This is a genomic window from Streptomyces rubellus (assembly GCF_036323805.1).
In the GTDB taxonomy this organism is placed as follows: domain Bacteria; phylum Actinomycetota; class Actinomycetes; order Streptomycetales; family Streptomycetaceae; genus Streptomyces.
This window is the reverse complement of the sequence record NZ_JAZDCX010000002.1, coordinates 62,419-83,950: the sequence shown is the minus strand read 5'-3', so window position 1 is coordinate 83,950 and position 21,532 is coordinate 62,419. Positions and strand designations below refer to the sequence as shown.

Below are 21,532 nucleotides of genomic sequence, written 5' to 3'. Positions count from 1 at the left end.
GACTGGAACGGCCGGAGGCAATTCCGGCGCGGGCCGGTTCGACGATTCCAAACGCCCGGTCAATCATTCCCCGAAACACTCTCCGTTTCAACACCGCGGCAATCGGTCGGTTTCTCCCTACCCATCCGCCGGGAGATCCGGAAAAGCGAATCACCCGGGCGTGGTACGGCAATCGGGACACCCCTCCGGAGAGTACGGACGGTAACCCTCAAATCTTCCTCAGATGCTGAACCCGGAAGGCCGGGATCCAGTCGGCTGTGCCTACAGTGACCGGGCCGCTCGCGCTTGACCGGCGCGCGACAAGCGGCACCAATGCAGCCGTTCTTTCCGAAGGGTCGCCATCGGGGGGTACTTCCATGCCGAACCATGCCCATGCCCACGCTCGGGGCGAAAGAGACATGGAGGCATTGATCCATGATCTGCTGCCGCTGCTGCGCCGCCAGGCGTCCCGCATTCTCGGCCAGGACGCCGAGGACGCCGTGCAGACGGCGTGCCTCAAACTGCTGAGGACCTCCGAGTCCTGGCTCTCCCATCCCAACCCGGTCGCGTACGCGGTCCGCACGGTCACCACCGCCGCCTACGACATGTCACGACGCCAGACGAGGGACACGCCCGTGGGCGAGGTCCCCGACCGCGCCCACCCCGGCGACGCGCTGGCCCAGCGGGAGGCCGGCTGGGAGGTCCGCCGGCTGCTGTCCGCCGTACCGCGCAAGCAGGCCGCCGCGATATTCCTCGTCGACGTGCAGGACTACACCATCGACAGGGCCGCCGCGGTGCTCGGGGTCCACCGCGGGACGGTCTCCCGGGCCCGGACGCACGGTCTGCGCGCCATGCGGGAGATGGTCGGGCCGGTCCGGACCGGATGAAAATTTTCCCGCCGTCCGGTCATACACGGACGGGGTCCGCGGAGTTGTCAGTACAGGAGAGCGACGAAGGGTCCCGGAGCCGGAACGGTGCACAGTCCGGCTGCCGCGGCCGGGCCCGCTCCTTCACCGCTCTCCGTGTCGGATCCGCACCGGACATATGCGAGGGCTTTACCGGTACCGGCCGTCCCGCCGGCCACCGGCCGACAGCCCGGAAAATATCGCGCAGCACGGGAATCGGTGAGACGCCGACCGCCACAAGCGCGTCGGCCCGCCGGTGAGAAGAGGTTTCCCCGCTGCCGGGAAAATCGCCCGGGATTCCCTTTTCCGGAATTCCGGGGACAGTGAGACTTCCCACCGTCCACCTATGGAGAACGGGTGGTGGGATGCCCCTGCCCACAATCACTTCCCTGAAAGGAGAAACGGAAACAGTGCTGACGCAGAAGGTGAACGCCAACACGTCCCTGGCGGGTGCCCTGGAACCCGGCACCCCCCTCGGTGGCGCGGCCCCCGTCATGGCCACCCCGGCCCTGATCGCGACCCCCGCGATCGCCAAGGCCGCCGGCGCGGTGGTCGGCGCCGGTGCCGTGACCGGTGCCGCCTACGCGGCGTACCGGGCCGTCATCAACTGATCCGCGCCAGGCCGGCGCCCAGGAGCCCGGCACCGGGATCCCGCACGCCCGGGACCGCCCGGGACCTCGCCGGCCGGCTCTCCGGAGACGGAGACCCACGGGTTCCGGCAGACACCTCGACTGCCTGCCGGAACCGGACACTGTCCGATGTGCCAGAACAGTGGAGAAAACATCATGTCTGTGCTCGTTGAGAAGGTCAACTCCGGTGCCGGTCAGTGCACCGAGGACCCCGTCGCCCCGGTGATGGCCACCCCGGCCGCGTTCGTGGCCGGCGTCGTGGCGGGCGCCAAGGCCGCCGGCGCGCTCGTCGCCGCCGCCGGTGTGGGCGCCGCCGTGGGTGCGGCCGTCAAGAAGTAACGCGCCCGGAAGCAACCGGGTGAGCGGGGAGCCCCGGCACGGCTCCGGGGCTCCCCGCCTCCCTCCCCGGCCCTTACGCCCGCCCCCTCCTCCGCCAGCCCGATCCGCCCCACCACCACCCGTGGGACGCCCGCCCAGGAGCAGATCATGCTGTCACGTCTCCGCAAGGCCGTAGACACGGCGTGCGCCAGACCGCTCTCCACCGCCGAGCGGCTCTCCGCCGCCACCCACCTGCTGTCCAGCCTCGAGTACATGGTCCGCAAGGTCGACCGGGAGCCGGGCGGCCTGAACGACTGGACCCACACCCGGGCCCAGGTCCCGGCCAAGACCAGGGTGATGGGCAAGGTCAGGGACTTCATCGCCCGGGAGGCGGTCACCCAGACCATCCACGGCACCCGCGCCGTGGCCGCCGCGGTGCTCATCTCCCCGGTGCGCAACAACACGGTGCGGATGGCCGCCAACGCCTACCTGTCCGCCAGCCAGGTCCTGGTCTACCCCCGCCACCTGTTCGGCACCGACGGCTCCGACCAGGTGTCGTTCCTGGTGCAGACCGCCGCCGCGCTGGGCCGCGCCGGCGGCACCGACGCCAGCCGCCGGGCGGCGGTGCAGTTCATCGGCGCCCAGACCGTCCTGTCCTACGGGGCCTCCGGCTGGGCCAAGCTCCCCGGTGACGCCTGGCGCTCCGGCGACGCCCTGGTGAAGATCATGCGCACCCAGACCTACGGCGACGAGTGGTTCTTCAAGCAGCTCAGCCGGTACCCGGCCGCCTCCCGCGCGCTCTGCCACGCCGTCCTCGCCCTGGAGTGCGGCTTCCCGCTGCTGCTGCTGGGGCGGGGCAGGTACATCGACGCCGGGCTGGCCGCGATGGGCTCCTTCCACCTGGCCAACGCCCGCTTCATGGGCCTGTCCCGCTTCGTGTGGGCGTTCGTCTCCACCTACCCGTCCGTGCGGGCGCTGGCCAGAGGCACCGGGGAGGCGGCGTGAACGAGCCGACCTTCCCCCGGCTGACCGTCGCCGGCCTGGCGGCCTGTCTGGCGGCCGGACTCGTCCACCAGAAGTACGCCGCCGTGCGGACGCTCGCCGGCCACACCGGTTTCGAGCAGCACCGGCTCCGCTGCGCCAGCGGGAACATCGTCACCTACCACGTGCGGCGCGGCGCGGCGGACGGCCCGACCCTGGTGTGCGAGGCGGGCCTGATGAACACCTCCTCGGCCTGGCTGCTGATCGCCGACCACCTCGACCCCTCGGTCTCGGTGGTGCTGTACGACCGGGCCGGGTACCGCAGATCGCTGCGGCGCTGCCCGGAGGACTACTCCTTCCGCGAGTCCGTCTGCGACCTGGCCGAGGTCGTCGCCGGCGCCGTCGGCGACGGCACGCCCTGCGTACTGGCCGGGCACTCCCTGGGCGGCTACCTCGCCCACCGTACGGCCGCCGCGCTGCCCGGCCGGGTGCACGGACTGGTCCTGGTCGACCCCACCCACCCCCGTGAACTGCTGCACTCCCGCAAGCAGCGCGAGGGCTCGCGCGGGGTGAACCTGACGATGAAGCTCGGCCCGCTGGCGGCGACGCTCGGCTCCGGCCTGCTGATGGACAAGAAGGGCCTGTTCGCCTACGCCGAGGGCAGCCCCCACTACCGCAAGCTCCGGCTGGAGAGCTCCGTCCCCGGCGTGTGGCGCACCGCGCTGCGCGAGTGGAACTACTCCTACGCGTTCATGCTCGACGGCGGCCGGCCCCTGGACCGGCTGGGCGTCCCCGTCTCGGTGGTGGCCGCCGAGTCGACCATGACGGGCACCCCCGAGCACAACGACCTGTACGAGGAGTACCTCGCCTCCGGCACCGGCGGCCGGATCTCCACCGTCCCCGGCTCCAGCCATCTGTCGGTGCTCGGCAGCCCCGACCACGCGCCCCTGACGGCGAAGCTGATCCAGGAGGTCCTCCAGGAGGCCGTCCACGGCGCCGCCGTACGGGCCGTACCCGACGGGTCCGACGAGCCCGCCGAATCCACCGGGCGGAAGGAGGCGGCGTGATGGTGCGCACGGCGCTGAGCCGGTCGGTCCCCGCGGTCCTCGCCGGGTGGTTCGTGGCGACGGTGCTCAGCCAGTACCCCGACCGCAGCTACGACAAGCTGCGCAACATGGACAAGACGGGTGCGGGCATCCTCATCCCCAACTGGCGGTTCTTCGCGCCCACTCCGGCCACGGACGACCAGCACTTCCTGTACCGGCTGGCCAGCGAGGACCGCACGGAGCACACCGAGTGGCGCGAGGTGTACCCCGTCACCCCGCGCAGGCTGGTCCACGCCGTCTGGTTCCCCGGCCGGCGGATCGAGAAGGCCATCTTCGACGTGGCCTCCACCCTGGTGCACAACACCGCCGCGATGACCCCGCTGCACAAGGAGGCCAAGCAGGCCGCCTACCGGCTGGTCAACGACTTCGTCCGCAAGCGCATCACCCCCGAGCCCGGCTACCCGCTCTTCCAGGTGATGCTCGTGCGCTACTCCGGCTACGACCACAGCGAGGACCCCAAGTACGACCTGGTCCTGGACTACGAGAAGGTGACCCCTTGAGCCAGCACACCATCCCGGCCGCGGACCCGGCGGCGGATCGGACGGCGGACCCGACGGCGGACCGGGCGGCGCAGTACGGCGCGGCCGTCGCCTCCGTGTACGACTCCATGATCGCGTCCGCCATGCCCACCGGCGCGGACGTGGAACGCCTGCGCCCGTACGTCACCGGCGCGCGCGTACTGGAGGTCGGCGTGGGCACCGGCCGGGTCGCCGTCCCCGTCGCCGCGCTGGCCGCCGAACTGGTCGGCGTGGACAACTCCGGGCCGATGCTGGAGCGGTTCCGCGCCAAGGGCGTGCCCGCCAACGTGACACTGGTGCAGGCCGACTTCCGCCGCCCCCTGCCGCTCACCGGCCGCTTCGGCGCCGCGTACGCCACCATGGGCTCGCTGGCCTGCGTCGAGTCCTGCGAGGAGCTCACCGCGGCCCTCGCCCACGTCCGGGAGGTGCTGGAGCCCGGCGCCACCCTGTCCATGGAGTACTACGCCACCGCCGCCTACCGGCCGCTGGCCCAGGCCGGCCCGGTGACGATGCCCACCCCGAACGGCACCGGCACCGCAACCTTCACCACCACCCTCGACGACGCGGACCTGCTCACCATGGCGACCCGGGTCGAGGAGGAGGACCGGCCGCCGGTGGAGTTCGCCGAGCGGATCCTCCTCGTCGGGCGCGAGGAGGTGACCGGCTGCCTGCGGCGGGCCGGGTTCGAGGTCGAGCGGGTGACCCCGGCCGAGGGGCCGGCGCCCTACGACTGGTACGTCGCACGCGCCGCGGCGTGACCGCGCAGCCGCGCAACCGCACGGAAAGGGGCCGACAGTGCCGACCGCACACCGCGTGGCGTGCTTCACCACCGCGCTCGCCATCGCCACACCGCTCGCCCTGGTGATGTTCAAGGACGGTCCCCTCACCCGGGAGACCTGGGCGAAGGGACTCGGCTCCGCCGCGAGCCTCGCCCTGCTCGCCGCGGTCCTCTTCGGCGAGGACGGTCCCTGACCCCCTTCCCCGCCCGCGGGCGGGGGACTCCAGCCGCCGCCCGCCGGGTTTCCCGCTCCACCGCCGACCGCCCCGTCCGGAGGACTCCGATGAACATATCCGCCATCGTCCGCCGCCACCGGCTGCTGCTGGCCGTCGGCACGCTCCTCGGCCTGGCGGGCACCGCCGCCACCCTGCTGCAGCCCCTGCTGATCGGCGACCTGATCGAGGCCGTCGCCCTGGACGAGCCGGTGACCCGGCCGATCGTGCTGATCGCCGCGCTGTTCGCCGCCGACGCGCTGCTGGCCGCCACGCACTTCTACCTGATCGGCCGCGCGGGGGAGAACATCGTCCTCGACATGCGCACCACCCTGACCGGCCGTCTTCTCCACTCCCGGATCCGGGCGTTCAACCGGCTCGAGCACGGTGACGTGTTCACCCGCACCGTCGCGGACACCGCCATCGCCCGGATCGCGCTGTCCTCCTCCGTGGCGCAGATGATCACCGCCGGGTTCACCACCGTCGGCTGCGTCGCCGTCATGGCGTGGCTCGACTGGCGAATGCTGCTGGTCACCGTCGGCTGCCTGGGCACCGCCTCGGCCGTCGCGCTGGCCCTGGCCCGCGCGGTCCGCCGGGCGGCGGTGACCAACCGGGAGGACACCAGCGCCTACGGCTCCGGGCTGCTGCGGGTGCTGGGCGCGCTGACCACCGTGAAGGCCTCCCGCGCCGAGACCCGCGAGGCCGAGCGGCTGCGGGAGCTCGCCGACGCCGCGCGGGGCAGCGGCATCCGGGTGACCCGGCTGTCGGCGATGCTCATGCCCGCCATGAACGTCGGCACCCAGGTGTCGCTGGCCGTGGTGATCGCCTGGGGCATGGCCCGCACCGCCACCGGGAGCCTGTCCCTGGAGGACCTCACCGCGTTCATCATGTACCTGTTCTACCTGGTCTCCCCGCTGGTGATGCTGTTCATGGCGCTCGGGGAGTTCCAGCAGGGCCGGGCGGCCATCGACCGGGTCCGGGAACTGGCCGCCGTCGAGCAGGAGACCACCGACGGCGGCGAGGGCACCGGCGGGGACACCCCCGGCCGTCCCGCCGGAAGCGCCGCCGCGGCCACCGCCCCGGGTACCGCGGCCGTCGAGTTCGACGACGTCACCTTCGGCTACCCCGACACCTCCGCCCCCGCGGTGGCCGGAGTGTCCTTCTCGCTGCCCGCCACCGGGGTGACCGCGATCGTCGGCCCGTCCGGCGCCGGGAAGACCACCCTGTTCCAGCTCATCGAGCGCTTCCAGGACCCCGACCGGGGCACCGTCCGCGTCCTGGGCGCCGATGTCACCGCCCTGCCGCTGGACGAGCTGCGGGCCCGGGTCGCGCTGGTCGAGCAGGAGGCGCCGCTGATGCGCGGCACCGTACGGGAGAACCTCACCTACGCCCGCCCCGACGCCACCGCCGGGGAGATCCGGGAAGCCGTCGAGGCGGCGCACTTCGCCGAGGTCGTCGACGCCCTGCCGGGCGGCCTGGACACCGAACTCGGCGAGAACGGCATCGGGCTGTCCGGCGGGCAGCGGCAGCGGCTGGCCATCGCCCGCGCCCTGCTGGCCCGGCCCGACGTGCTCCTGCTGGACGAGGCCACCTCCAACCTCGACTCCGACTCCGAGACGGCGCTGCGCGCCGCCATCGCCACCGTGGGCGCCCGCTGCCAGGTCCTCACCATCGCGCACCGCATCTCCACCGTGGTGGACGCCGACCGCATCCTCGTCCTGGAGGACGGACGGCTGCGCGCCGCCGGCACGCACGCCGACCTGATGGCCTCCGACGACACCTACCGCCGGCTGGCCGGGCAGCAGCTCGCCCCCGTGGCGGCGAACCCGGAGACGGAACCGCGGCCGGAGACGAGGCCGGAGCCGGAGGAGGGCGCCGGGCAGCGGCTCGCGCCGGCGGAGGCCGCACGGTGACCGATGCCGCGATCGTGGGCACCGGGCCCAACGGGCTGGCCGCCGCGGTGACCCTGGCCCGGGCCGGGCTGCGGGTGGCGCTGTTCGAGAAGGCGGACACCCCCGGCGGCGGCCTGCGCACCGCGCCGCTGTTCGACCGCGACGTGACGCACGACCTGTGTTCGGCCGTCCACCCGATGGCCGCCGCCTCGCGCTTCTTCCGCCGCTTCGACCTGCCCGCCCGGGGGGTGCGGCTGCTCCAGCCCGCCGTCCCCTACGCCCACCCGCTGCCCGGCGGGCGGGCCGCCGCGGCCTGGCGCGGTCTCGCCCGTACCGCCGGACACCTGGGCGCCGACGGGCCCCGCTGGCGGCAGCTGATGGAACCGCTGGCCGACCGCAGCGAGGGCGTGGTGGACCTGCTGCTGTCCGGTCAGCGCACCGTACCCCGGGACCCGCTCGCAGCACTGCGGCTCGCGCTGCGGGTCCCGGCCCAGGCCACCGGCCGGAGCCGGTTCGCCACCGAGGAGGCCGAGGCACTGCTGACCGGGGTGGCCGCCCACGCGGTCGGCCGGCTGCCCTCCCTGCCCGCGGCGGCGATCGCGCTGCTCCTGGGCCATCTCGCCCACAGCACCGGCTGGCCGCTGCCCCAGGGCGGCAGCGGCCGCATCGCCGAGGTGATGATCGCCGACATCACCGCGCACGGCGGCACCCTCCACACCGGCCACCACGTCCGCGACCTGGCCGAACTCGGTGACATCCCGCTGGTCCTGCTGGACGTCGGCCCTCGCGAGTTCCTCGCCCTGGCCGGCCACCGGCTGCCCGCCCGCTACCGCCGCGCCCTGGAGCGCTACCGCTACGGGCCCGGCGCCGCCAAGGCCGACTTCCTGGTCTCCGCGCCGATCCCCTGGCGGAACCCGCTGGTGGGCCGGGCCGGCACCGTCCACCTGGGCGGCACCCGGGCCGACATCCTGCGGCAGGAGAACGCCACCGCCGCCGGCAGGCCCGTGCCGGACCCCTTCGTACTGGTCGTCGACCCCGCCGTCACCGACCCCTCCCGCGAGGCGGGCGGACGGCGGCCGGTGTGGGCCTACGCCCACGTCCCCAACGGCGACACCCGCGACCCGGTGGAACTGGTCCGCCGCCGCATCGAGGAGTACGCGCCCGGCTTCACCGACACCGTCGTCGCCGCCCGCGGCATCCCCGCCGCCGCGTACGAGACCTACAACCCCAACTACACCGGCGGCGACATCGGGGCCGGCGCCCTGACCCTGCGCCAGTCCCTGGCCCGCCCCGCCGCCCGCTGGAACCCGTACCGCACCCCGCTGCCCGGGGTGTACCTGTGCTCGGCCGCCACCCCGCCCGGGCCGTCCGTGCACGGCATGTGCGGCCATCTCGCCGCCCTGTCCGCCCTCCGCCACCACCACGGCCTGCGGCGGTCCCCCGACCTGTCGCCGGGGAGCGGGCGGGCCGGTGGCCGGACCGACGGGGGAGCCGGCGGGACGGAGACCGGGAAGAAGAGAAAAGAGGAGGAGACCATCTGATGCGCAGACCTGTCCGCGCCGCCCTCGCGGCGGCCACCGGCGCCCTGCTGGCCGCCGCGGCGGTGCCCGCGAGCGCCGCGGAGACCACGGCCGCGGGACCGGCCGCCGTGGAGTGGTCGGCCCGGCACGGCACGGCCACGGCGGCCGGGGAACGCTGGACCGAGTCGACCGGCACCGGCTTCTTCCGCGTCCTGGTGCTCGACGGGGAGTTGATCAACACCGGCGGCGAGTGCTACTCCGTGTGGACCCGGTTCGTGTACGACCTCGCCCCCGCGCCGGCCCGCAAGCAGGCGGAGATCTGCGGGCCCGGCACCACCGGGGTCGAGGTGCGGCAGTCCTACCTGCCCACCACCACGGGCTCGCTCGCCGTGTGCCGGGGGACCACGGGCACGGCGGACTGCGGCGCCTGGCAGAGCATCACGTGGTGGCCCGTCAGCCGGGACTGACCGGGCTGACCGGACCGGCCGGGAAGAAGAGAGAAGAAGCACGGGAAGACCAGAGAAAAGAGAAAGGAGAGCCGGTATGAGCGGTGTGAACGGTGTCGACCCGAACGAGCTGGACGAGACCATCGCCAAGGCGTTCAAGGAGGTCAGGACCGCGATCGACACCCACAGCGAGAAGAGCGTGCAGATGTACAGCAACGCCCTGCGGGCGCTGGTGGAGCTGCGCCGGGAGGCCGGGGCCCAGTGACCCGGGCGGGGGCCGCCGGCGTGCCGGCGGCCCCCGTCCCGGCTCCCCGTGACAGGCATCACACCGCAGGTCACACCCGCCTTCCGGCAGGATGTGCCGATGCGCGTTCTGTTCGTCGGCGACTCCATGACCATCGGCGGCGCCGGTGAGCACACCTGGCGCCACCGCATGTGGCGCCATCTGGAGCGGACGCACGGCCCCCTCGGCGAGGCGTACGAGGTCGTCGGCCCGCGCGACACGCTGTACGACGCGGCGGCCGGCGCGCCCGTCTCGCACGACTACGCCGACCCGGACTTCCCCGCGCCCGCCCGCCGCCACCTGGCGGGCTGGGGCGAGGGCTGGCTGCACATGGCGCCGCTGGTCGGCGACGTGGTGCGCGAGCACCGCGCCGACACCCTGCTGGTCTCCCTGGGCCTGATCGACCTCGGCTTCTACACCGGCGCCGACGGCACCCTGGAGAACGTCCGCCGCTTCCTGGCCGCCGCCCGCCGTGCCGAGCCGCGGCTGCGGGCGGTACTGCTGCCGGTGATCCCCAACATACGTGCCCGGCACGACGCCTTCTTCGCCGCCGAGTGCGAGCGCTTCAACGAACTGCTGGTCAAGACGGCGGCCGAGCTGTCCACGTCCGCCTCTCCCCTGCTGCCGGCCCCACCGCCCGACTGGGACCCCGACCGCGACACCCACGACGGCACCCACCCCACCGCCTCCGGCGAGCACCGTCTCGCCGCCGCCTTCGCCGCCGTCCTGCACCGGGCCTGGGGCGTCGGCGGCCCGTACGCCCCGGGTCCGGTGCCGGACGGCGCGTGACGACCGCCGGGCAACCGGGCGAAGCCCGGGCCCCGCCGCCGGGCGCCTCTTGCTTCGAGCGCACTCGAACACGTTGGCTGTAGGACATGAAGTACACGCAGCTCGGACGCACCGGTCTCCAGGTCAGCCGACTGGTCCTCGGCACGATGAACTTCGGTCCGCAGACCGAGGAGGCCGAGAGCCACGCCATCATGGACGCCGCACTCGACGCGGAAATCAATCTCTTCGACACCGCCAACGTCTACGGCTGGGGCGAGAACAAGGGCCGCACCGAGGAGATCATCGGCAACTGGTTCGCCAAGGGCGGCGGCCGCCGGGACAAGGTGGTGCTCGCCACCAAGGTGTACGGCAACATGGCCGCCACCGACGACGCCGTCTGGCCCAACCACCACAAGCTGTCGGCGCTGAACATCCGCCGGGCCGTCGAGGCCAGTCTGCGGCGGCTGAAGACCGACCACATCGACCTCTACCAGTTCCACCACGTGGACCGGAACACCCCCTGGGAAGAGATCTGGCAGGCCATGGACGTGCTGGTGCAGCAGGGCAAGGTGCTGTACGTCGGCTCGTCCAACTTCGCCGGCTGGCACATCGCGCAGGCCAACGAGACCGCCGCCCGCACGGGCCGGCTCGGGCTGGTCAGCGAGCAGTGCAAGTACAACCTGATCGAGCGCCGCGCCGAGATGGAGGTCATCCCGGCCGCGCGGGGCTACGGCCTGGGCGTCATCCCCTGGTCCCCGCTGAACTCGGGCCTGCTGGGCGGGGTGCTCCGCAAGGAGCGCGAGAACCCCGGCCGCCGCTCCTCGGCGGCGCTGGCCAACAGCCCGGAGCTGCGCGAACGGATCCAGGCGTACGAGGACCTGCTCGACAAGCGCGGTCTGGAGCCCGGCGAGGTGGCGCTGGCCTGGCTGCTCGCCCAGCCGGGCGTCACCGGCCCGATCATCGGGCCGCGCACCGCCGACCAGCTCGACTCCGCGCTGCGCGCGGTGGAGCTGGAGCTCGGCGAGGAGCTGCTGACCGCGCTGGACGAGATCTTCCCGGGGCCGGGCCCGGCCCCGGAGGCGTTCGCCTGGTGACGGGCCGGGGGCCGCGGGGCGCGTGACGGACGGCGGCCGTACGGGTTCCCGTACGGCCGCCGTGCCGCCCGGGTGCGGGCACCGGTCCCGTGTCCCGGCGCACCGGTCGCCGTCCGCCCCGGCTCCGGGGCGTCGGCACCGTATGCGCGCAGCCGCGTCGCGCGGACCTGCCGCCGCCGGGCGGCCCGGCCCCGCGCCGGGCCACTCCTCGGCGGCCGGCCGGTGCTCTCGGCCCGGCGGCACCGCCCCGGGCCACGGGATCGGCGGGAGGGGCGGCGGTCGTGCCGGGCCCAAGGTCCGCGGGCCCCTTTCCGGGACCGCGGAGAAGGCGGCACGGCGCTCCCCGGGCGCGCGGCCGGGCGGCCCGCCGCCGGCCGTGGCCGGTCACCGGCTCAGCCGAGCACGGCCGCCAGGATCACCACGGCGAGCAGCAGCGCCAGTGCGCCGCTCACGATGCGGCTGCGGGTCTTCGGGTCCACGCCCCCACCGTAGCCCGCCCGGTCAGCCGCCCAGCGGCCAGGCCCGGAGCGTCTCGTAGCGGGGCTGTTCCCCGGGCACCCCGGAGCCGGGCAGCCGGCTGCGCACCAGGGTCAGTTCACCCGCCCGCCAGTCGCGGCCGGTGAAACCGGCCAGGGCCGCCGCGTACGGGCGCAGGTCCACCCGGGCCGTACGGCCGGCCCGGGCGAGGGTCAGATGCGGCTTGTAGGGGCGCTCCTCCACCGGCACCCCGGCCCGGCGGGCCCCGGCCGCGACGGAGGCCGCCAGCCGGGTCAGGGCGGTGCGGTCGCCCTCGACCCCGGTCCACAGGACCCGGTCGCCGAACCGGCCGCCGCCGGACAGCCGCAGCCCGTGGGCGGGATGGCGGCGCGCGGCGCGGCCCAGGCGCTCGGTCAGCTCCGGCAGGAGGTCCTCGTCCACCTCGCCCAGGAAGGCGAGGGTGAGGTGCCGGCCCTCGGGCCGGGTCCAGCGCAGCCGGCCGGCGCCGGGCAGCGCCGTCAGCCGGTCCACCTGCGCCCCCAGTTCCGCCAGGGCGGCCGGGGGCGGCAGGACGGCCGTGAACAGTCTCATACCGGCATTTTCCCGCGGTGCTCCCGCTCCCGCTGCGGCGCGCGGGCGGGGGCGTGAGCGCTCCCCATACCGGCGGGGGCGTTCTGCGCACCGGCGGGGGACGGGCCGGGGGCGGCCGTCCCGCCCGCTATGTCCTCCGGCTCCTTCTCCCCCTCCGGCACGGCTCCTCCGCCAGGCTTGCCGGGCCCCGCCACCACCGGCACGAACACCATCCGGCGGCGGCCGCGCCGCAGCTCGATCCGGGGCCGCAGCCCGCTGATCCGGGCCAGCACCAGGCCGGTGGCGGCGGCGGCCAGCGCGGAGACCAGGCCGCCGGACAGCAGGCCGACCCGCGCCCCGTAGGCGTCGGTGATCCAGCCCACGACCGGTGCGCCGATCGGGGTGCCGCCCAGGAACACCATCATGTACAGGCTCATCACCCGGCCGCGCATGGCCGGATCGGAGGCGAGCTGGATGCTGGAGTTCGCGGTGACGATGAAGGTCATGCTGACCACGCCGAGCGGCACCATCAGGGCGGCGAAGAGCCAGAACGACGGGGAGAGCGCCACCGTCGCCTCCAGCACGCCGAACAGCAGCGCGGCACCGACCATGATCCGCATCCGGCTCGTGCCGCGGCGGGCGGCGAGCAGCGCGCCGGTCACCGAGCCGACCGCCATCAGGGTGTTGAGCATGCCGTAGGTCCCCGCGCCCTCCTCGAAGACCTTGTCGGTGAAGGCGGAGAGCCAGATCGGAAAGTTGAAGCCGAAGGTCCCGACGAAGCCCACGAGCGTGATCGGCCAGATCAGCTCCGGCCGGCTCCTGACGTAGCGCAGGCCCTCCCGCAGCTGCCCCTTGGTGCGCGGCGCGCGCTCGATGACGTGCAGCTCGGCGGAGCGCATCAGCAGCAGTCCGGTGATCGGCGCGAGGAAGGACAGCCCGTTGAGCAGGAACGCCCAGCCGCTGCCCACCGCCGTGATCAGCACACCGGCGACGGCCGGGCCGATCAGCCGGGCGGACTGGAAGTTGGCGCTGTTGAGCGAGACCGCGTTGGGCAGCTGCTCGGGGCCGACCATCTCGGACACGAAGGTCTGCCGGGCGGGGTTGTCGACGACGGTCGCCAGGCCCAGGACGAGCGCGAGCGCGTAGACGTGCCAGACCTGGACGTGGCCGCTGAGGGTCAGCGCGGCGAGCGCGAGTCCGGTCAGGCCCATCGCCGACTGTGTGATCAGCAGCAGCCGGCGCTTGGCGTAGCGGTCGGCGATGACCCCGCCGTACAGGCCGAGGAGCAGCATGGGGAGGAACTGCAGCGCGGTGGTGATGCCGACGGCCGTGGCCGAACCGGTGATGCTGAGCACCAGCCAGTCCTGTGCGATCCGCTGCATCCAGGTGCCGGTGTTGGAGACGAGCTGCCCCATCGCGAACAACCGGTAGTTGCGGACGCGCAGCGAGCTGAACATCGAGGGCCTGGCGGGGTCCTCGGCGGTGGTGCGGGTCCTGCCGTTCTCGTCAGACGCGGGTGCGGAGTGTGCTCCGGTTCCCGGACTCAAGTCGGTTTCGCCTCCTCGTGTGCGACTCCCTCTGCTTCTGCCGTGGCCGCGCTACAACTGCGCGAGCTTGTCCAGGACGGGTGCCGCCGCGCGCAGCAGCGCCCACTCGTCCTCGTCCAGACCGTCGGCGAGCCCGGCCAGCCAAGCGTTCCGCTTCCGGCGGCTGGCGGCCAGCACCTCCTCGGCCAGCTCGGTCTGGGTGACCACCTTCTGCCGGCGGTCGTCCCGGTGCGGTTCCAGCCGGACCAGGCCCTTGGCCTCCAGCATCGCCACGATGCGGGTCATCGACGGCGGCTGGACGTGCTCCCTGCGCGCCAGCTCGCCCGGGGTGGCCGAGCCGCAGCGGGCGAGGGTGCCGAGCACCGACATCTCGGTCGGGCTCAGCGACTCGTCCACGCGCTGGTGCTTGATGCGGCGGGCGAGCCGCATGGTGGCGGCGCGCAGGGCGTTGACGGCCTCGGCGTCCTCGTCCCTGGACAGATCCGGCATGTTCATTAGCCTAACTCATTACTCCGCCTAAGGACTGGCTCGGGGAAGGAATGAGCGGGTGGCGTCCGTCACCGGCACGGATCCGTGCGGGACACCGCGCGGACCGGTACCGGACGCGCGGTGTCCCGCCGGGCCCGCGGACCCCGTGGAGGGGGCCTCGCGGGAGGGACGGCGCGCACCGCTCCCGCCTTCCCCGCGAGCACGCCCCCATGCGGCCGACGGGTGGAGGGCGTCCAGCCTACGGACGGGCCGCGCGCCGCCGAACGGGGCTCTTCCGCCATTCCGCCGCCGCGACGGGGCAGGGGTGCCCGGACCCCGTACGGTCCGGGCACCCCTGCCCCGCTGCCTGCCCCGTTCGTACCGCGGAGCGGTCAGCCGATCCCCAGCAGCTGCTCGACCGGGTCGAGCAGGAAGTAGACCAGGAAGCAGGCGCCGACGGCGTTCAGCAGCCACGGGATCCCGCGGAAGCGCCCGGTCGCGGCGCGCAGCAGGATGTAGGAGAGCACCCCGATGCCGATGCCGTTGGTGATGCTGTAGGTGAACGGCATCGAGATCAGCGTCAGGAACGCCGGGACCGCGATGGTGTGGTCGCTCCAGTCGATCTCCTTCACGTTCGACGCCATGATCATGAAGCCGACGACGACCAGCGCCGGGGTGGCGGCGTGCGAGGGCACCACGGTGGCCAGCGGGGTGAAGACCAGGGCCAGCAGGAAGAGAGCGCCGGTGGCGATGTTGGCCAGTCCGGTGCGGGCGCCCTCGCCGACGCCGGCGGTGGACTCCACGAAGCAGGTGTTGGCCGAGCAGGACCCGAAACCGCCGCCCGCGACGGCGACGCCGTCCACCATCAGGATGCGGCCCATGCGGGGCATCCGGCCCTGCTCGTCGGTCAGCCGCGCCTCGTGGCCGACGCCGATGATCGTGCCCATCGCGTCGAAGAAGCCGGACAGCAGCACGGTGAAGACGAACAGCGAGCCGGTCAGCACGCCGACCTCCGCGAAGCCGCCGAAGAGGCTCACCTCGCCCAGCAGCCCGAAGTCGGGGGTGCTGACGACCTCCTCGGGCAGGTTCGGCACGGCCAGGCCCCAGGCCGCGTCGGGGATCTCCGCGATGGTGTTGATCACCACGGCCACCACGGTCATCGTCACGATGCTGATCAGGATCGCGCCCCTGACCCCCCGGGTGATCAGCACGAACGTCAGCGCCAGGCCGAGCACGAAGACGAGCACCGGCCAGCCCGTCAGCTGACCGCCCTGGCCGAGGCCGAGCGGGACGGTGGTGTGCGCGTCGTCCGGGTTGCGGGTGACGAAACCGGAGTCCACCAGGCCGATGAGGGTGATGAACAGACCGATGCCGATGGCGATGGCCCGCCGCAGCCCGCCGGGGATGACGTTCATGATGCGTTCCCGCAGCCCGGAGGCGACCAGGACCATCAGCACCAGGCCCGCCAGGACCACCATGCCCATCGCGTCGGGCCAGCTCATCTGGGGCGCGAGCTGGAGGGAGACCACGGCGTTGATGCCCAGGCCGGCGGCCAGGGCGATGGGGACGTTGCCGATGACGCCCATCAGGATGGTGGTGAGTCCGGCGATCAGCGCGGTGGCGGTGACGAGCTGGGCGTTGTCGAGCTGCTGGCCGAACTTGTCGGTACCCGCACCGAGGATGATCGGGTTCAGCACGATGATGTAGGCCATCGCGAAGAAGGTGGCGAGTCCGCCGCGCAGCTCGCGGCCCACCGTCGAGCCGCGCTCGGAGAACCTGAAGAACCGGTCGAGGCCGCTGCCGGGCGGCGGGTTTCCGGAGTCCTTGCCGGGTGCGGCGGGGTTTTCCGGAGTGGCGGGGGCCGAAGCGGGCATGCGTGACCTTCGGTGAGCGGTACGGAGATCGTTCCTGGGCGTTCCTGCGAGGGGGCGGCCCGCCCCAGGTGCTTTCAGTATGAACGCGCCATGGACGGGGAAGGACATCTGCGCGCGTAGACATTCCGTCCTCCCCCCGTGACCCTCCCCACACGCCCCACCCCTCTTGCCGGCCGTCCCCCGGCCTCCCGTCCGGCCACCGGTTGGGCCGTCCGGCCCACCCCGGGCGGCACCGTCACACCGCGTGGTTACGCTGGTCCCAGCCGCCGCGGGGACACGGCGGACCACGGGCTGACCGGGACCGAAGGGGCCGACGATGGGCTTGAGCAGGTGGACGGACGGGAAGCGGGAGGCACCCGAGCCACTGGAGGGCAACATCGTCGCCGTCGTCGTGGGCGGCACGGTCATCTGGTTCACGATGTTCCTGGTCCAGCTCCCCTTCTACGGCTGGTTCGCCGACCGCGACCGCACCTGGTGGCTGTGGACCTGCCTGGCGGGCGGCGTCCTGGGCCTGTACGGCATCTGGTTCGTCCGCCGCCGCGAGGCGGCGATCCGGCGCGCCCGGCGTACGGCGGACGACGGCCCGGGCAGCGCCGGGGACGCCGGGGAGACCCCGGCACCGGGCGACGGCACCGCCGCGGACTGACCGCGGTCTCCACCGGCCCCGGGGAAGGACCCGTACCCCGGCACGGGCGGAGCCTCCAACTCCGGATCCCCCGCCCCCCGCGACCGCGCACCCGCGTGGTCACCGGGCACGGCCACCGTCCGGGACATCCGATCCGGCCGACCACCGGACGGTTCACCCAGCAAGGAGCAGATATGCGCATGCGACGCATGGCCGCCGTCGCGGCCCTGACGGCCGGCCTCCTCACCGCCCTGGCCGCCCCGGCCGTGGCCGACACCTCCGCGGCCGGCGGTGGGCTGGCCCTCTGCAACGAGCGTGCCCAGAGCATCCACGGGGAGTTCCCGCAGCGGGGCGGCCTGACCACGACCCTGATCCCGCCCCGCACCTGCTGGAAGAGCCCTCTCATCAGCGGCCGGTCCAACGAGCAGGTCGTGGTCTACGCCCACTACGACGGCGGCCACATGCTCGCCGTGGAGCACTTCTTCTTTGACAGCACCGCCGGGTGGTACGCCCGCACCGTCCACTGACCCGCCGCTGCCGGTCCCGCGCCACGGCGCACCGTGGCGCGGGACCGGCAGGGCATAAAACCTTTCCCCTTTCCCCCCGAGAAACCCCCATTTTCCTCCAGCCGCCGCGCGCCGGACCACCGCCACCTCGTACTGTCTGGAGCATGACGGAACGGGTCGACACCTCTCACGGCGCCGCGGCGCCGCCCGACGGCACCGCGCTCGCCGTGCCGCACCCTCGCACGAAAGCCGGCGCCGCGCACGGCACCGCGGACACCGACCCGACGACGGCCGCCCCGGCGGCCACCGGCCTGACCACCACCCAGGTCGCCGAGCGCGTCGCCCGCGGCGAGGTCAACGACGTCCCGGTGCGGTCCTCCCGCTCCACCGCCGACATCGTCCGCGCCAACGTCTTCACCCGCTTCAACGCCATCATCGGCGTTCTGTTCGCGATCATCCTGGTCGTCGGCCCCATCCAGGACGGCCTGTTCGGCTTCGTCATCATCGCCAACACCCTCATCGGCATCGTCCAGGAGCTGCGCGCCAAGCGGACCCTGGACAACCTGGCCGTCATCGGCGAGGCCAGGCCCACCGTCCGCCGCGACGGGGCGGCCACCGAGGTCCGCACCAACGAGATCGTCCTGGGCGACGTGGTGGAGCTGAGCCCCGGCGAGAAGGTCGTCGTGGACGGCACCGTCGTCGAGTCCGACGGGCTGGAGGTGGACGAGTCCCTCCTCACCGGCGAGGCCGACCCGGTGCACAAGCAGCCCGGCGACACCGTGATGTCCGGCAGCTTCGTCGTGGCCGGCGGCGGTGCCTTCACCACCACCCGGGTCGGCCGCGAGGCGTACGCCGCCCAGCTCGCCGAGGAGGCGTCCCGCTTCACGCTCGTCCACTCCGAGCTGCGCAGCGGCATCAGCCAGATCCTCAAGTACATCACCTGGATGATCGTTCCGGCCGCGATCGGCCTGGTGCTCAGCCAGATGTTCGTCGAGGGCCAGAGCGCCGACGAGGCGATCCGCCGCATGGTCGGCGGCATCGTGCCGATGGTGCCCGAGGGCCTGGTGCTGCTGACCTCCATCGCCTTCGCCATCGGCGTCATCCGGCTCGGCAGGCAGCAGTGCCTGGTGCAGGAGCTGCCCGCCATCGAGGGCCTGGCCCGCGTCGACACCGTCTGCCTGGACAAGACCGGCACCCTCACCGAGGGCGGCATGGACGTGGCCGAGGTGCGCCCGCTGAACGGCACCGACCCGGCGTACGTACAGCGGGTCCTCGCCGCCTTCGGCGGCAGCGACCCGCGCCCCAACGCCAGCCTCAAGGCGATCGTCGACGCACACCCCGCCGAGCGCGCCGCGGGCTGGCGGTGCGCCGGCGCCCTGCCGTTCTCCTCCGCCCGCAAGTACAGCGGCGCCCGGCTCACCGAACCGGACGGCACCGAGCACACCTGGCTGCTGGGCGCCCCGGACGTGCTGCTCGACTCCGGCGATCCCGGGCAGGCCGCCACCCTCGCCGAGACCGACCGGCTCAACGAGGAGGGCCTGCGGGTGCTGCTGCTGGCCCGCACCTCCCGCCCGCTGGACGCCCCCGGGCTCGCCGCCGACGCGACCTCCGCCACCGAGCCCGTCGCCCTGGTCGTCCTGGAGCAGCGGCTGCGCCCCGAGGCCCCCGCCACGCTGCGCTACTTCGCCGACCAGGACGTCTCGGCGAAGGTGATCTCCGGCGACAACGCCGTCTCCGTCGGCGCCGTCGCCGCCAAGCTCGGTCTGCCCGGTGCCGAGTCCACCGTCGACGCCCGCACCCTCCCCGCCGACCGCGAGGAACTGGCGGCGGCCCTGGAGGACGGCGCGGTCTTCGGCCGCGTCACCCCGCAGCAGAAGCGCGACATGGTCGGCGCCCTCCAGTCCCGCGGCCACACCGTCGCCATGACCGGCGACGGCGTCAACGACGTACTGGCCCTGAAGGACGCCGACATCGGCGTCTCCATGGGCTCGGGCTCGGAGGCCACCAAGGCCGTCGCCCAGATCGTGCTGCTCAACAACTCCTTCGCCACCCTGCCCTCGGTCGTCGCCGAGGGCCGCCGCGTCATCGGCAACATCGAGCGCGTCGCCAACCTCTTCCTCACCAAGACCGTCTACTCGGTGCTGCTGGCACTGCTGGTCATCTGCACCCAGGTGCCCTACCCGTTCCTGCCCCGCCATCTGACCCTGCTGGGCGGCCTGACCATCGGCATCCCCGCCTTCTTCCTGGCCCTGGCCCCCAACAAGGAGCGCGCCCGCCCGCACTTCGTGCGCCGGGTGATGCGGTACGCGATCCCCTCCGGCGTCATCGCCGCGACGGCCACCTTCTCCGTCTACCTGCTGGCCCGCTCCCACTACACCGGCCCCGACGCGCTGGCCGCCGAGACCAGCGCGGCGACGCTGACGCTGTTCCTGGTCGCGCTGTGGGTGCTGGCGATCGTCGCCCGCCCCTACACCTGGTGGCGGATCGGTCTGGTGCTCACCATGGCGTCGGCGTTCGCGGTCGTCCTGGTCACCCCGTTCCTCCAGGAGTTCTTCGCGCTGCGTCTGGTGGGCACGGTGCTGCCGTGGACGGCGGTCGCCGTCGCGGCGGCCTCCGCGGTGGCGCTGGAGCTGGCCTGGCGCTGGGTGGGCCGCCGCTTCCCGGACTGACGCTCAGCAGACGTACAGCGCCGTGGTGTCGAGGACCGTGCCGATCGGCTCACCGACCGGCACCGGCTCCCCGAAGTCGCCCTCACGCACGGCCCGGTAGCGCTCGCCCACCGGCTCCGCGTGCAGCAGACAGGTGCCCTTGAGCGGATTGAACCGGCCCCGCCCGCTGCCGCACCACGGCAACGTACGGCGCGCGACGGGGCGCCCGGGAGCGGAGCGTGCACACCCGGCGGCCGACGGGATAGAACCGTTCCATGACCGCCGCGAGTGAGAAGTACGCCGGAATCCCGTTCCCCATGGCCCAGGCCGACTATCTGGCGACCCTGCCCAAGGCCACCGTCTACGCCTGCCTGTACGTCACCGACACCCGCGGCCGGCCGGTGCAGCTCCGCTCGGTCTTCCGGAACCGGCCGTGGCAGCTCCCGGGCGGCAACCTGGACCCGGGCGAGGACCCGCACCAGGCGGCCGTGCGCGAGGCGTACGAGGAGACCGGACTGCGCCTGGCAGGACCCCACCCCCTCCTGCTGGTGCACTACGTGCGCGCCGACCCGGCCACCGCGCCACTTGCCAAGATCGGCTTCTGTTTCGACGGCGGCACCCTGGACGACGAGCAGTTGGCGGCCCTCCGTCTCGACCCGGCCGAGCACGACCGCTGGGCGGCGGAGGACTGGCCCGTCTGGGAGCGGCTGATGGGCCCGGAGGGCTACCGGCGGCTGACGGCCCTGGACGAGGCCCGCCGCACCGGCCGCGCGGGGCTGCTGGTGAGCGAACCGATCCCCGTGGAGGGTGCCTGACGGCACGGGGGTGCGGGGGTGCGGGTTCTGTGGGTGCGGGGGTCGGGGCCGCCCTCGCCGGAACGCACACGGTGGCGCGCCGCCTGACCGGCCGCGGGGGCGGTGAGACCCGTTCCGGCCTGCGGACGGGCGACCGGAGGGTGGGTCCTGGCCGTTCCCCGCGTGCGCGGACGGGCGTGGCGGGCCGCAGGCGCGACGGGGTGCACTCGGCGACGGCGGGGAGGGGACGGGGAGGGGCGACCGTTCCGGACACTCAAGTGCGATTTGCGGCCGATGAGCGAGCAACAGAACGTGGGGCGGCAACGGCCGTAAATCGTACCGTCCGGAACGGTCGCCCCGGACCGGCCCCGACCCCCGCACCCACAGAACCCGCGCCCCCGCGCCCCGTGCCGTCAGGCACTCGCCTCGACGTGCGACCGCCGTCCGGGCGGTGCAGACTGAGAAACGAGCGACCCTTCTGTCGGGTTTCGTCGCTTCGTTTCTCCATCGCGCGCGGCACCGCCTCCGGTGCCCCGAACCCCCCACACGCACACGCGCGCCGCGCACCCGGGAGGTACCGTCCCCGGCCGCATC

22 protein-coding genes are annotated in these 21,532 nt (G+C 73.5%); 18 read left to right on the top strand and 4 right to left on the bottom strand.

The window, feature by feature from the left end:
• Window positions 1-398 precede the first annotated feature (398 nt).
• The 14 genes from V1L54_RS02745 (at window position 399) to V1L54_RS02680 (ending at window position 11,429) form a co-directional block, all read left to right on the top strand.
• Window positions 399-866, top strand: a complete 468-nt coding sequence (locus tag V1L54_RS02745) for an RNA polymerase sigma factor (protein WP_330116202.1) — start codon at window positions 399-401, stop codon at window positions 864-866.
• Between the two features lie 428 nt (window positions 867-1,294).
• On the top strand, window positions 1,295-1,495 hold the full coding sequence (locus V1L54_RS02740) for a hypothetical protein (protein WP_330116201.1): 201 nt from the start codon (window positions 1,295-1,297) through the stop codon (window positions 1,493-1,495).
• 174 nt (window positions 1,496-1,669) lie between these two features.
• Window positions 1,670-1,852, top strand: a complete 183-nt coding sequence (locus tag V1L54_RS02735; RefSeq protein WP_330116200.1) for a hypothetical protein — start codon at window positions 1,670-1,672, stop codon at window positions 1,850-1,852.
• 147 nt (window positions 1,853-1,999) lie between these two features.
• A complete protein-coding gene (locus V1L54_RS02730) occupies window positions 2,000-2,836 on the top strand; it encodes an HTTM domain-containing protein (protein ID WP_330116199.1) in 837 nt (278 codons plus the stop codon).
• Window positions 2,833-3,879: an alpha/beta fold hydrolase gene (locus V1L54_RS02725; protein WP_330116198.1), complete on the top strand. Its 1,047-nt coding sequence runs from the start codon at window positions 2,833-2,835 to the stop codon at window positions 3,877-3,879. The genes V1L54_RS02730 and V1L54_RS02725 overlap by 4 nt, the downstream gene beginning before the upstream one ends.
• Entirely contained in the window at window positions 3,876-4,418 is a 543-nt protein-coding gene (locus V1L54_RS02720) for a hypothetical protein (RefSeq protein ID WP_330116197.1), read from the top strand. The genes V1L54_RS02725 and V1L54_RS02720 overlap by 4 nt, the downstream gene beginning before the upstream one ends.
• Window positions 4,415-5,194, top strand: a complete 780-nt coding sequence (locus V1L54_RS02715; protein ID WP_330116196.1) for a class I SAM-dependent methyltransferase — start codon at window positions 4,415-4,417, stop codon at window positions 5,192-5,194. The genes V1L54_RS02720 and V1L54_RS02715 overlap by 4 nt, the downstream gene beginning before the upstream one ends.
• A gap of 37 nt (window positions 5,195-5,231) precedes the next feature.
• Window positions 5,232-5,408, top strand: coding sequence for a hypothetical protein (locus V1L54_RS02710; RefSeq protein ID WP_330116195.1), 177 nt, complete (start codon window positions 5,232-5,234; stop codon window positions 5,406-5,408).
• An 89-nt stretch (window positions 5,409-5,497) separates the two neighbouring features.
• Window positions 5,498-7,339, top strand: coding sequence for an ABC transporter ATP-binding protein (locus tag V1L54_RS02705; protein WP_330116194.1), 1,842 nt, complete (start codon window positions 5,498-5,500; stop codon window positions 7,337-7,339).
• Entirely contained in the window at window positions 7,336-8,859 is a 1,524-nt protein-coding gene (locus V1L54_RS02700; RefSeq protein WP_330116193.1) for a phytoene desaturase family protein, read from the top strand. The genes V1L54_RS02705 and V1L54_RS02700 overlap by 4 nt, the downstream gene beginning before the upstream one ends.
• The gene (locus V1L54_RS02695) at window positions 8,859-9,305 is read left to right on the top strand and encodes a hypothetical protein (protein WP_330116192.1); all 447 of its coding nucleotides are present in this window, start codon (window positions 8,859-8,861) and stop codon (window positions 9,303-9,305) included. The genes V1L54_RS02700 and V1L54_RS02695 overlap by 1 nt, the downstream gene beginning before the upstream one ends.
• Window positions 9,306-9,381: 76 nt before the next feature.
• Window positions 9,382-9,549 carry a hypothetical protein gene (locus V1L54_RS02690; RefSeq protein ID WP_330116191.1) on the top strand — a complete coding sequence of 56 codons (168 nt, stop codon included), beginning with the start codon at window positions 9,382-9,384 and terminating at the stop codon, window positions 9,547-9,549.
• A 99-nt stretch (window positions 9,550-9,648) separates the two neighbouring features.
• A complete protein-coding gene (locus V1L54_RS02685; protein WP_330116190.1) occupies window positions 9,649-10,356 on the top strand; it encodes a GDSL-type esterase/lipase family protein in 708 nt (235 codons plus the stop codon).
• An 86-nt stretch (window positions 10,357-10,442) separates the two neighbouring features.
• Window positions 10,443-11,429, top strand: a complete 987-nt coding sequence (locus V1L54_RS02680; protein WP_330116189.1) for an aldo/keto reductase — start codon at window positions 10,443-10,445, stop codon at window positions 11,427-11,429.
• Between the two features lie 501 nt (window positions 11,430-11,930).
• Here V1L54_RS02680 and thpR read toward each other — a convergent pair.
• The 4 genes from thpR to V1L54_RS02660 all read right to left on the bottom strand — a co-directional run bounded on the left by thpR (window position 11,931) and on the right by V1L54_RS02660 (window position 16,365).
• On the bottom strand, window positions 11,931-12,497 hold the full coding sequence (gene thpR, locus V1L54_RS02675; protein ID WP_330116188.1) for an RNA 2',3'-cyclic phosphodiesterase: 567 nt from the start codon (window positions 12,495-12,497) through the stop codon (window positions 11,931-11,933).
• On the bottom strand, window positions 12,494-14,023 hold the full coding sequence (locus V1L54_RS02670) for an MFS transporter (RefSeq protein WP_330116187.1): 1,530 nt from the start codon (window positions 14,021-14,023) through the stop codon (window positions 12,494-12,496). Before V1L54_RS02670 ends, thpR begins: the two co-directional genes overlap by 4 nt.
• Before the next feature lie 51 nt (window positions 14,024-14,074).
• Window positions 14,075-14,512, bottom strand: coding sequence for a MarR family winged helix-turn-helix transcriptional regulator (locus V1L54_RS02665; RefSeq protein WP_330116186.1), 438 nt, complete (start codon window positions 14,510-14,512; stop codon window positions 14,075-14,077).
• A gap of 371 nt (window positions 14,513-14,883) precedes the next feature.
• Complete coding sequence (locus V1L54_RS02660) at window positions 14,884-16,365, bottom strand: NCS2 family permease (protein WP_330116185.1); 1,482 nt, start codon at window positions 16,363-16,365, stop codon at window positions 14,884-14,886.
• A gap of 316 nt (window positions 16,366-16,681) precedes the next feature.
• Here V1L54_RS02660 and V1L54_RS02655 point away from each other — a divergent pair, with 316 nt between their 5' ends.
• The 4 genes from V1L54_RS02655 (at window position 16,682) to V1L54_RS02640 (ending at window position 20,959) form a co-directional block, all read left to right on the top strand.
• Window positions 16,682-17,011: a DUF2530 domain-containing protein gene (locus V1L54_RS02655; RefSeq protein ID WP_330116184.1), complete on the top strand. Its 330-nt coding sequence runs from the start codon at window positions 16,682-16,684 to the stop codon at window positions 17,009-17,011.
• 173 nt (window positions 17,012-17,184) lie between these two features.
• Window positions 17,185-17,517 (top strand): hypothetical protein, encoded by a 333-nt coding sequence (locus V1L54_RS02650; RefSeq protein WP_330116183.1) that lies wholly within the window; start codon window positions 17,185-17,187, stop codon window positions 17,515-17,517.
• A gap of 143 nt (window positions 17,518-17,660) precedes the next feature.
• The gene (locus V1L54_RS02645) at window positions 17,661-20,165 is read left to right on the top strand and encodes an HAD-IC family P-type ATPase (RefSeq protein ID WP_330116182.1); all 2,505 of its coding nucleotides are present in this window, start codon (window positions 17,661-17,663) and stop codon (window positions 20,163-20,165) included.
• A gap of 254 nt (window positions 20,166-20,419) precedes the next feature.
• Window positions 20,420-20,959, top strand: a complete 540-nt coding sequence (locus tag V1L54_RS02640; protein ID WP_330116181.1) for an NUDIX domain-containing protein — start codon at window positions 20,420-20,422, stop codon at window positions 20,957-20,959.
• Window positions 20,960-21,532: the final 573 nt, after the last annotated feature.

What these genes read in the sequence shown, in the direction of transcription:
- V1L54_RS02745 (WP_330116202.1), top strand. Translation starts at nt 399, where the DNA reads ATGGAGGCATTGATCCATGATCTGCTGCCGCTGCTGCGCCGCCAGGCG.
- V1L54_RS02735 (WP_330116200.1), top strand. Translation starts at nt 1,670, where the DNA reads ATGTCTGTGCTCGTTGAGAAGGTCAACTCCGGTGCCGGTCAGTGCACC.
- V1L54_RS02730 (WP_330116199.1), top strand. Translation starts at nt 2,000, where the DNA reads ATGCTGTCACGTCTCCGCAAGGCCGTAGACACGGCGTGCGCCAGACCG.
- V1L54_RS02705 (WP_330116194.1), top strand. Translation starts at nt 5,498, where the DNA reads ATGAACATATCCGCCATCGTCCGCCGCCACCGGCTGCTGCTGGCCGTC.
- V1L54_RS02695 (WP_330116192.1), top strand. Translation starts at nt 8,859, where the DNA reads ATGCGCAGACCTGTCCGCGCCGCCCTCGCGGCGGCCACCGGCGCCCTG.
- V1L54_RS02690 (WP_330116191.1), top strand. Translation starts at nt 9,382, where the DNA reads ATGAGCGGTGTGAACGGTGTCGACCCGAACGAGCTGGACGAGACCATC.
- V1L54_RS02685 (WP_330116190.1), top strand. Translation starts at nt 9,649, where the DNA reads ATGCGCGTTCTGTTCGTCGGCGACTCCATGACCATCGGCGGCGCCGGT.
- V1L54_RS02680 (WP_330116189.1), top strand. Translation starts at nt 10,443, where the DNA reads ATGAAGTACACGCAGCTCGGACGCACCGGTCTCCAGGTCAGCCGACTG.
- thpR (WP_330116188.1), bottom strand. Translation starts at nt 12,497, where the DNA reads ATGAGACTGTTCACGGCCGTCCTGCCGCCCCCGGCCGCCCTGGCGGAA.
- V1L54_RS02665 (WP_330116186.1), bottom strand. Translation starts at nt 14,512, where the DNA reads ATGCCGGATCTGTCCAGGGACGAGGACGCCGAGGCCGTCAACGCCCTG.
- V1L54_RS02660 (WP_330116185.1), bottom strand. Translation starts at nt 16,365, where the DNA reads ATGCCCGCTTCGGCCCCCGCCACTCCGGAAAACCCCGCCGCACCCGGC.
- V1L54_RS02655 (WP_330116184.1), top strand. Translation starts at nt 16,682, where the DNA reads ATGGGCTTGAGCAGGTGGACGGACGGGAAGCGGGAGGCACCCGAGCCA.
- V1L54_RS02650 (WP_330116183.1), top strand. Translation starts at nt 17,185, where the DNA reads ATGCGCATGCGACGCATGGCCGCCGTCGCGGCCCTGACGGCCGGCCTC.
- V1L54_RS02645 (WP_330116182.1), top strand. Translation starts at nt 17,661, where the DNA reads ATGACGGAACGGGTCGACACCTCTCACGGCGCCGCGGCGCCGCCCGAC.
- V1L54_RS02640 (WP_330116181.1), top strand. Translation starts at nt 20,420, where the DNA reads ATGACCGCCGCGAGTGAGAAGTACGCCGGAATCCCGTTCCCCATGGCC.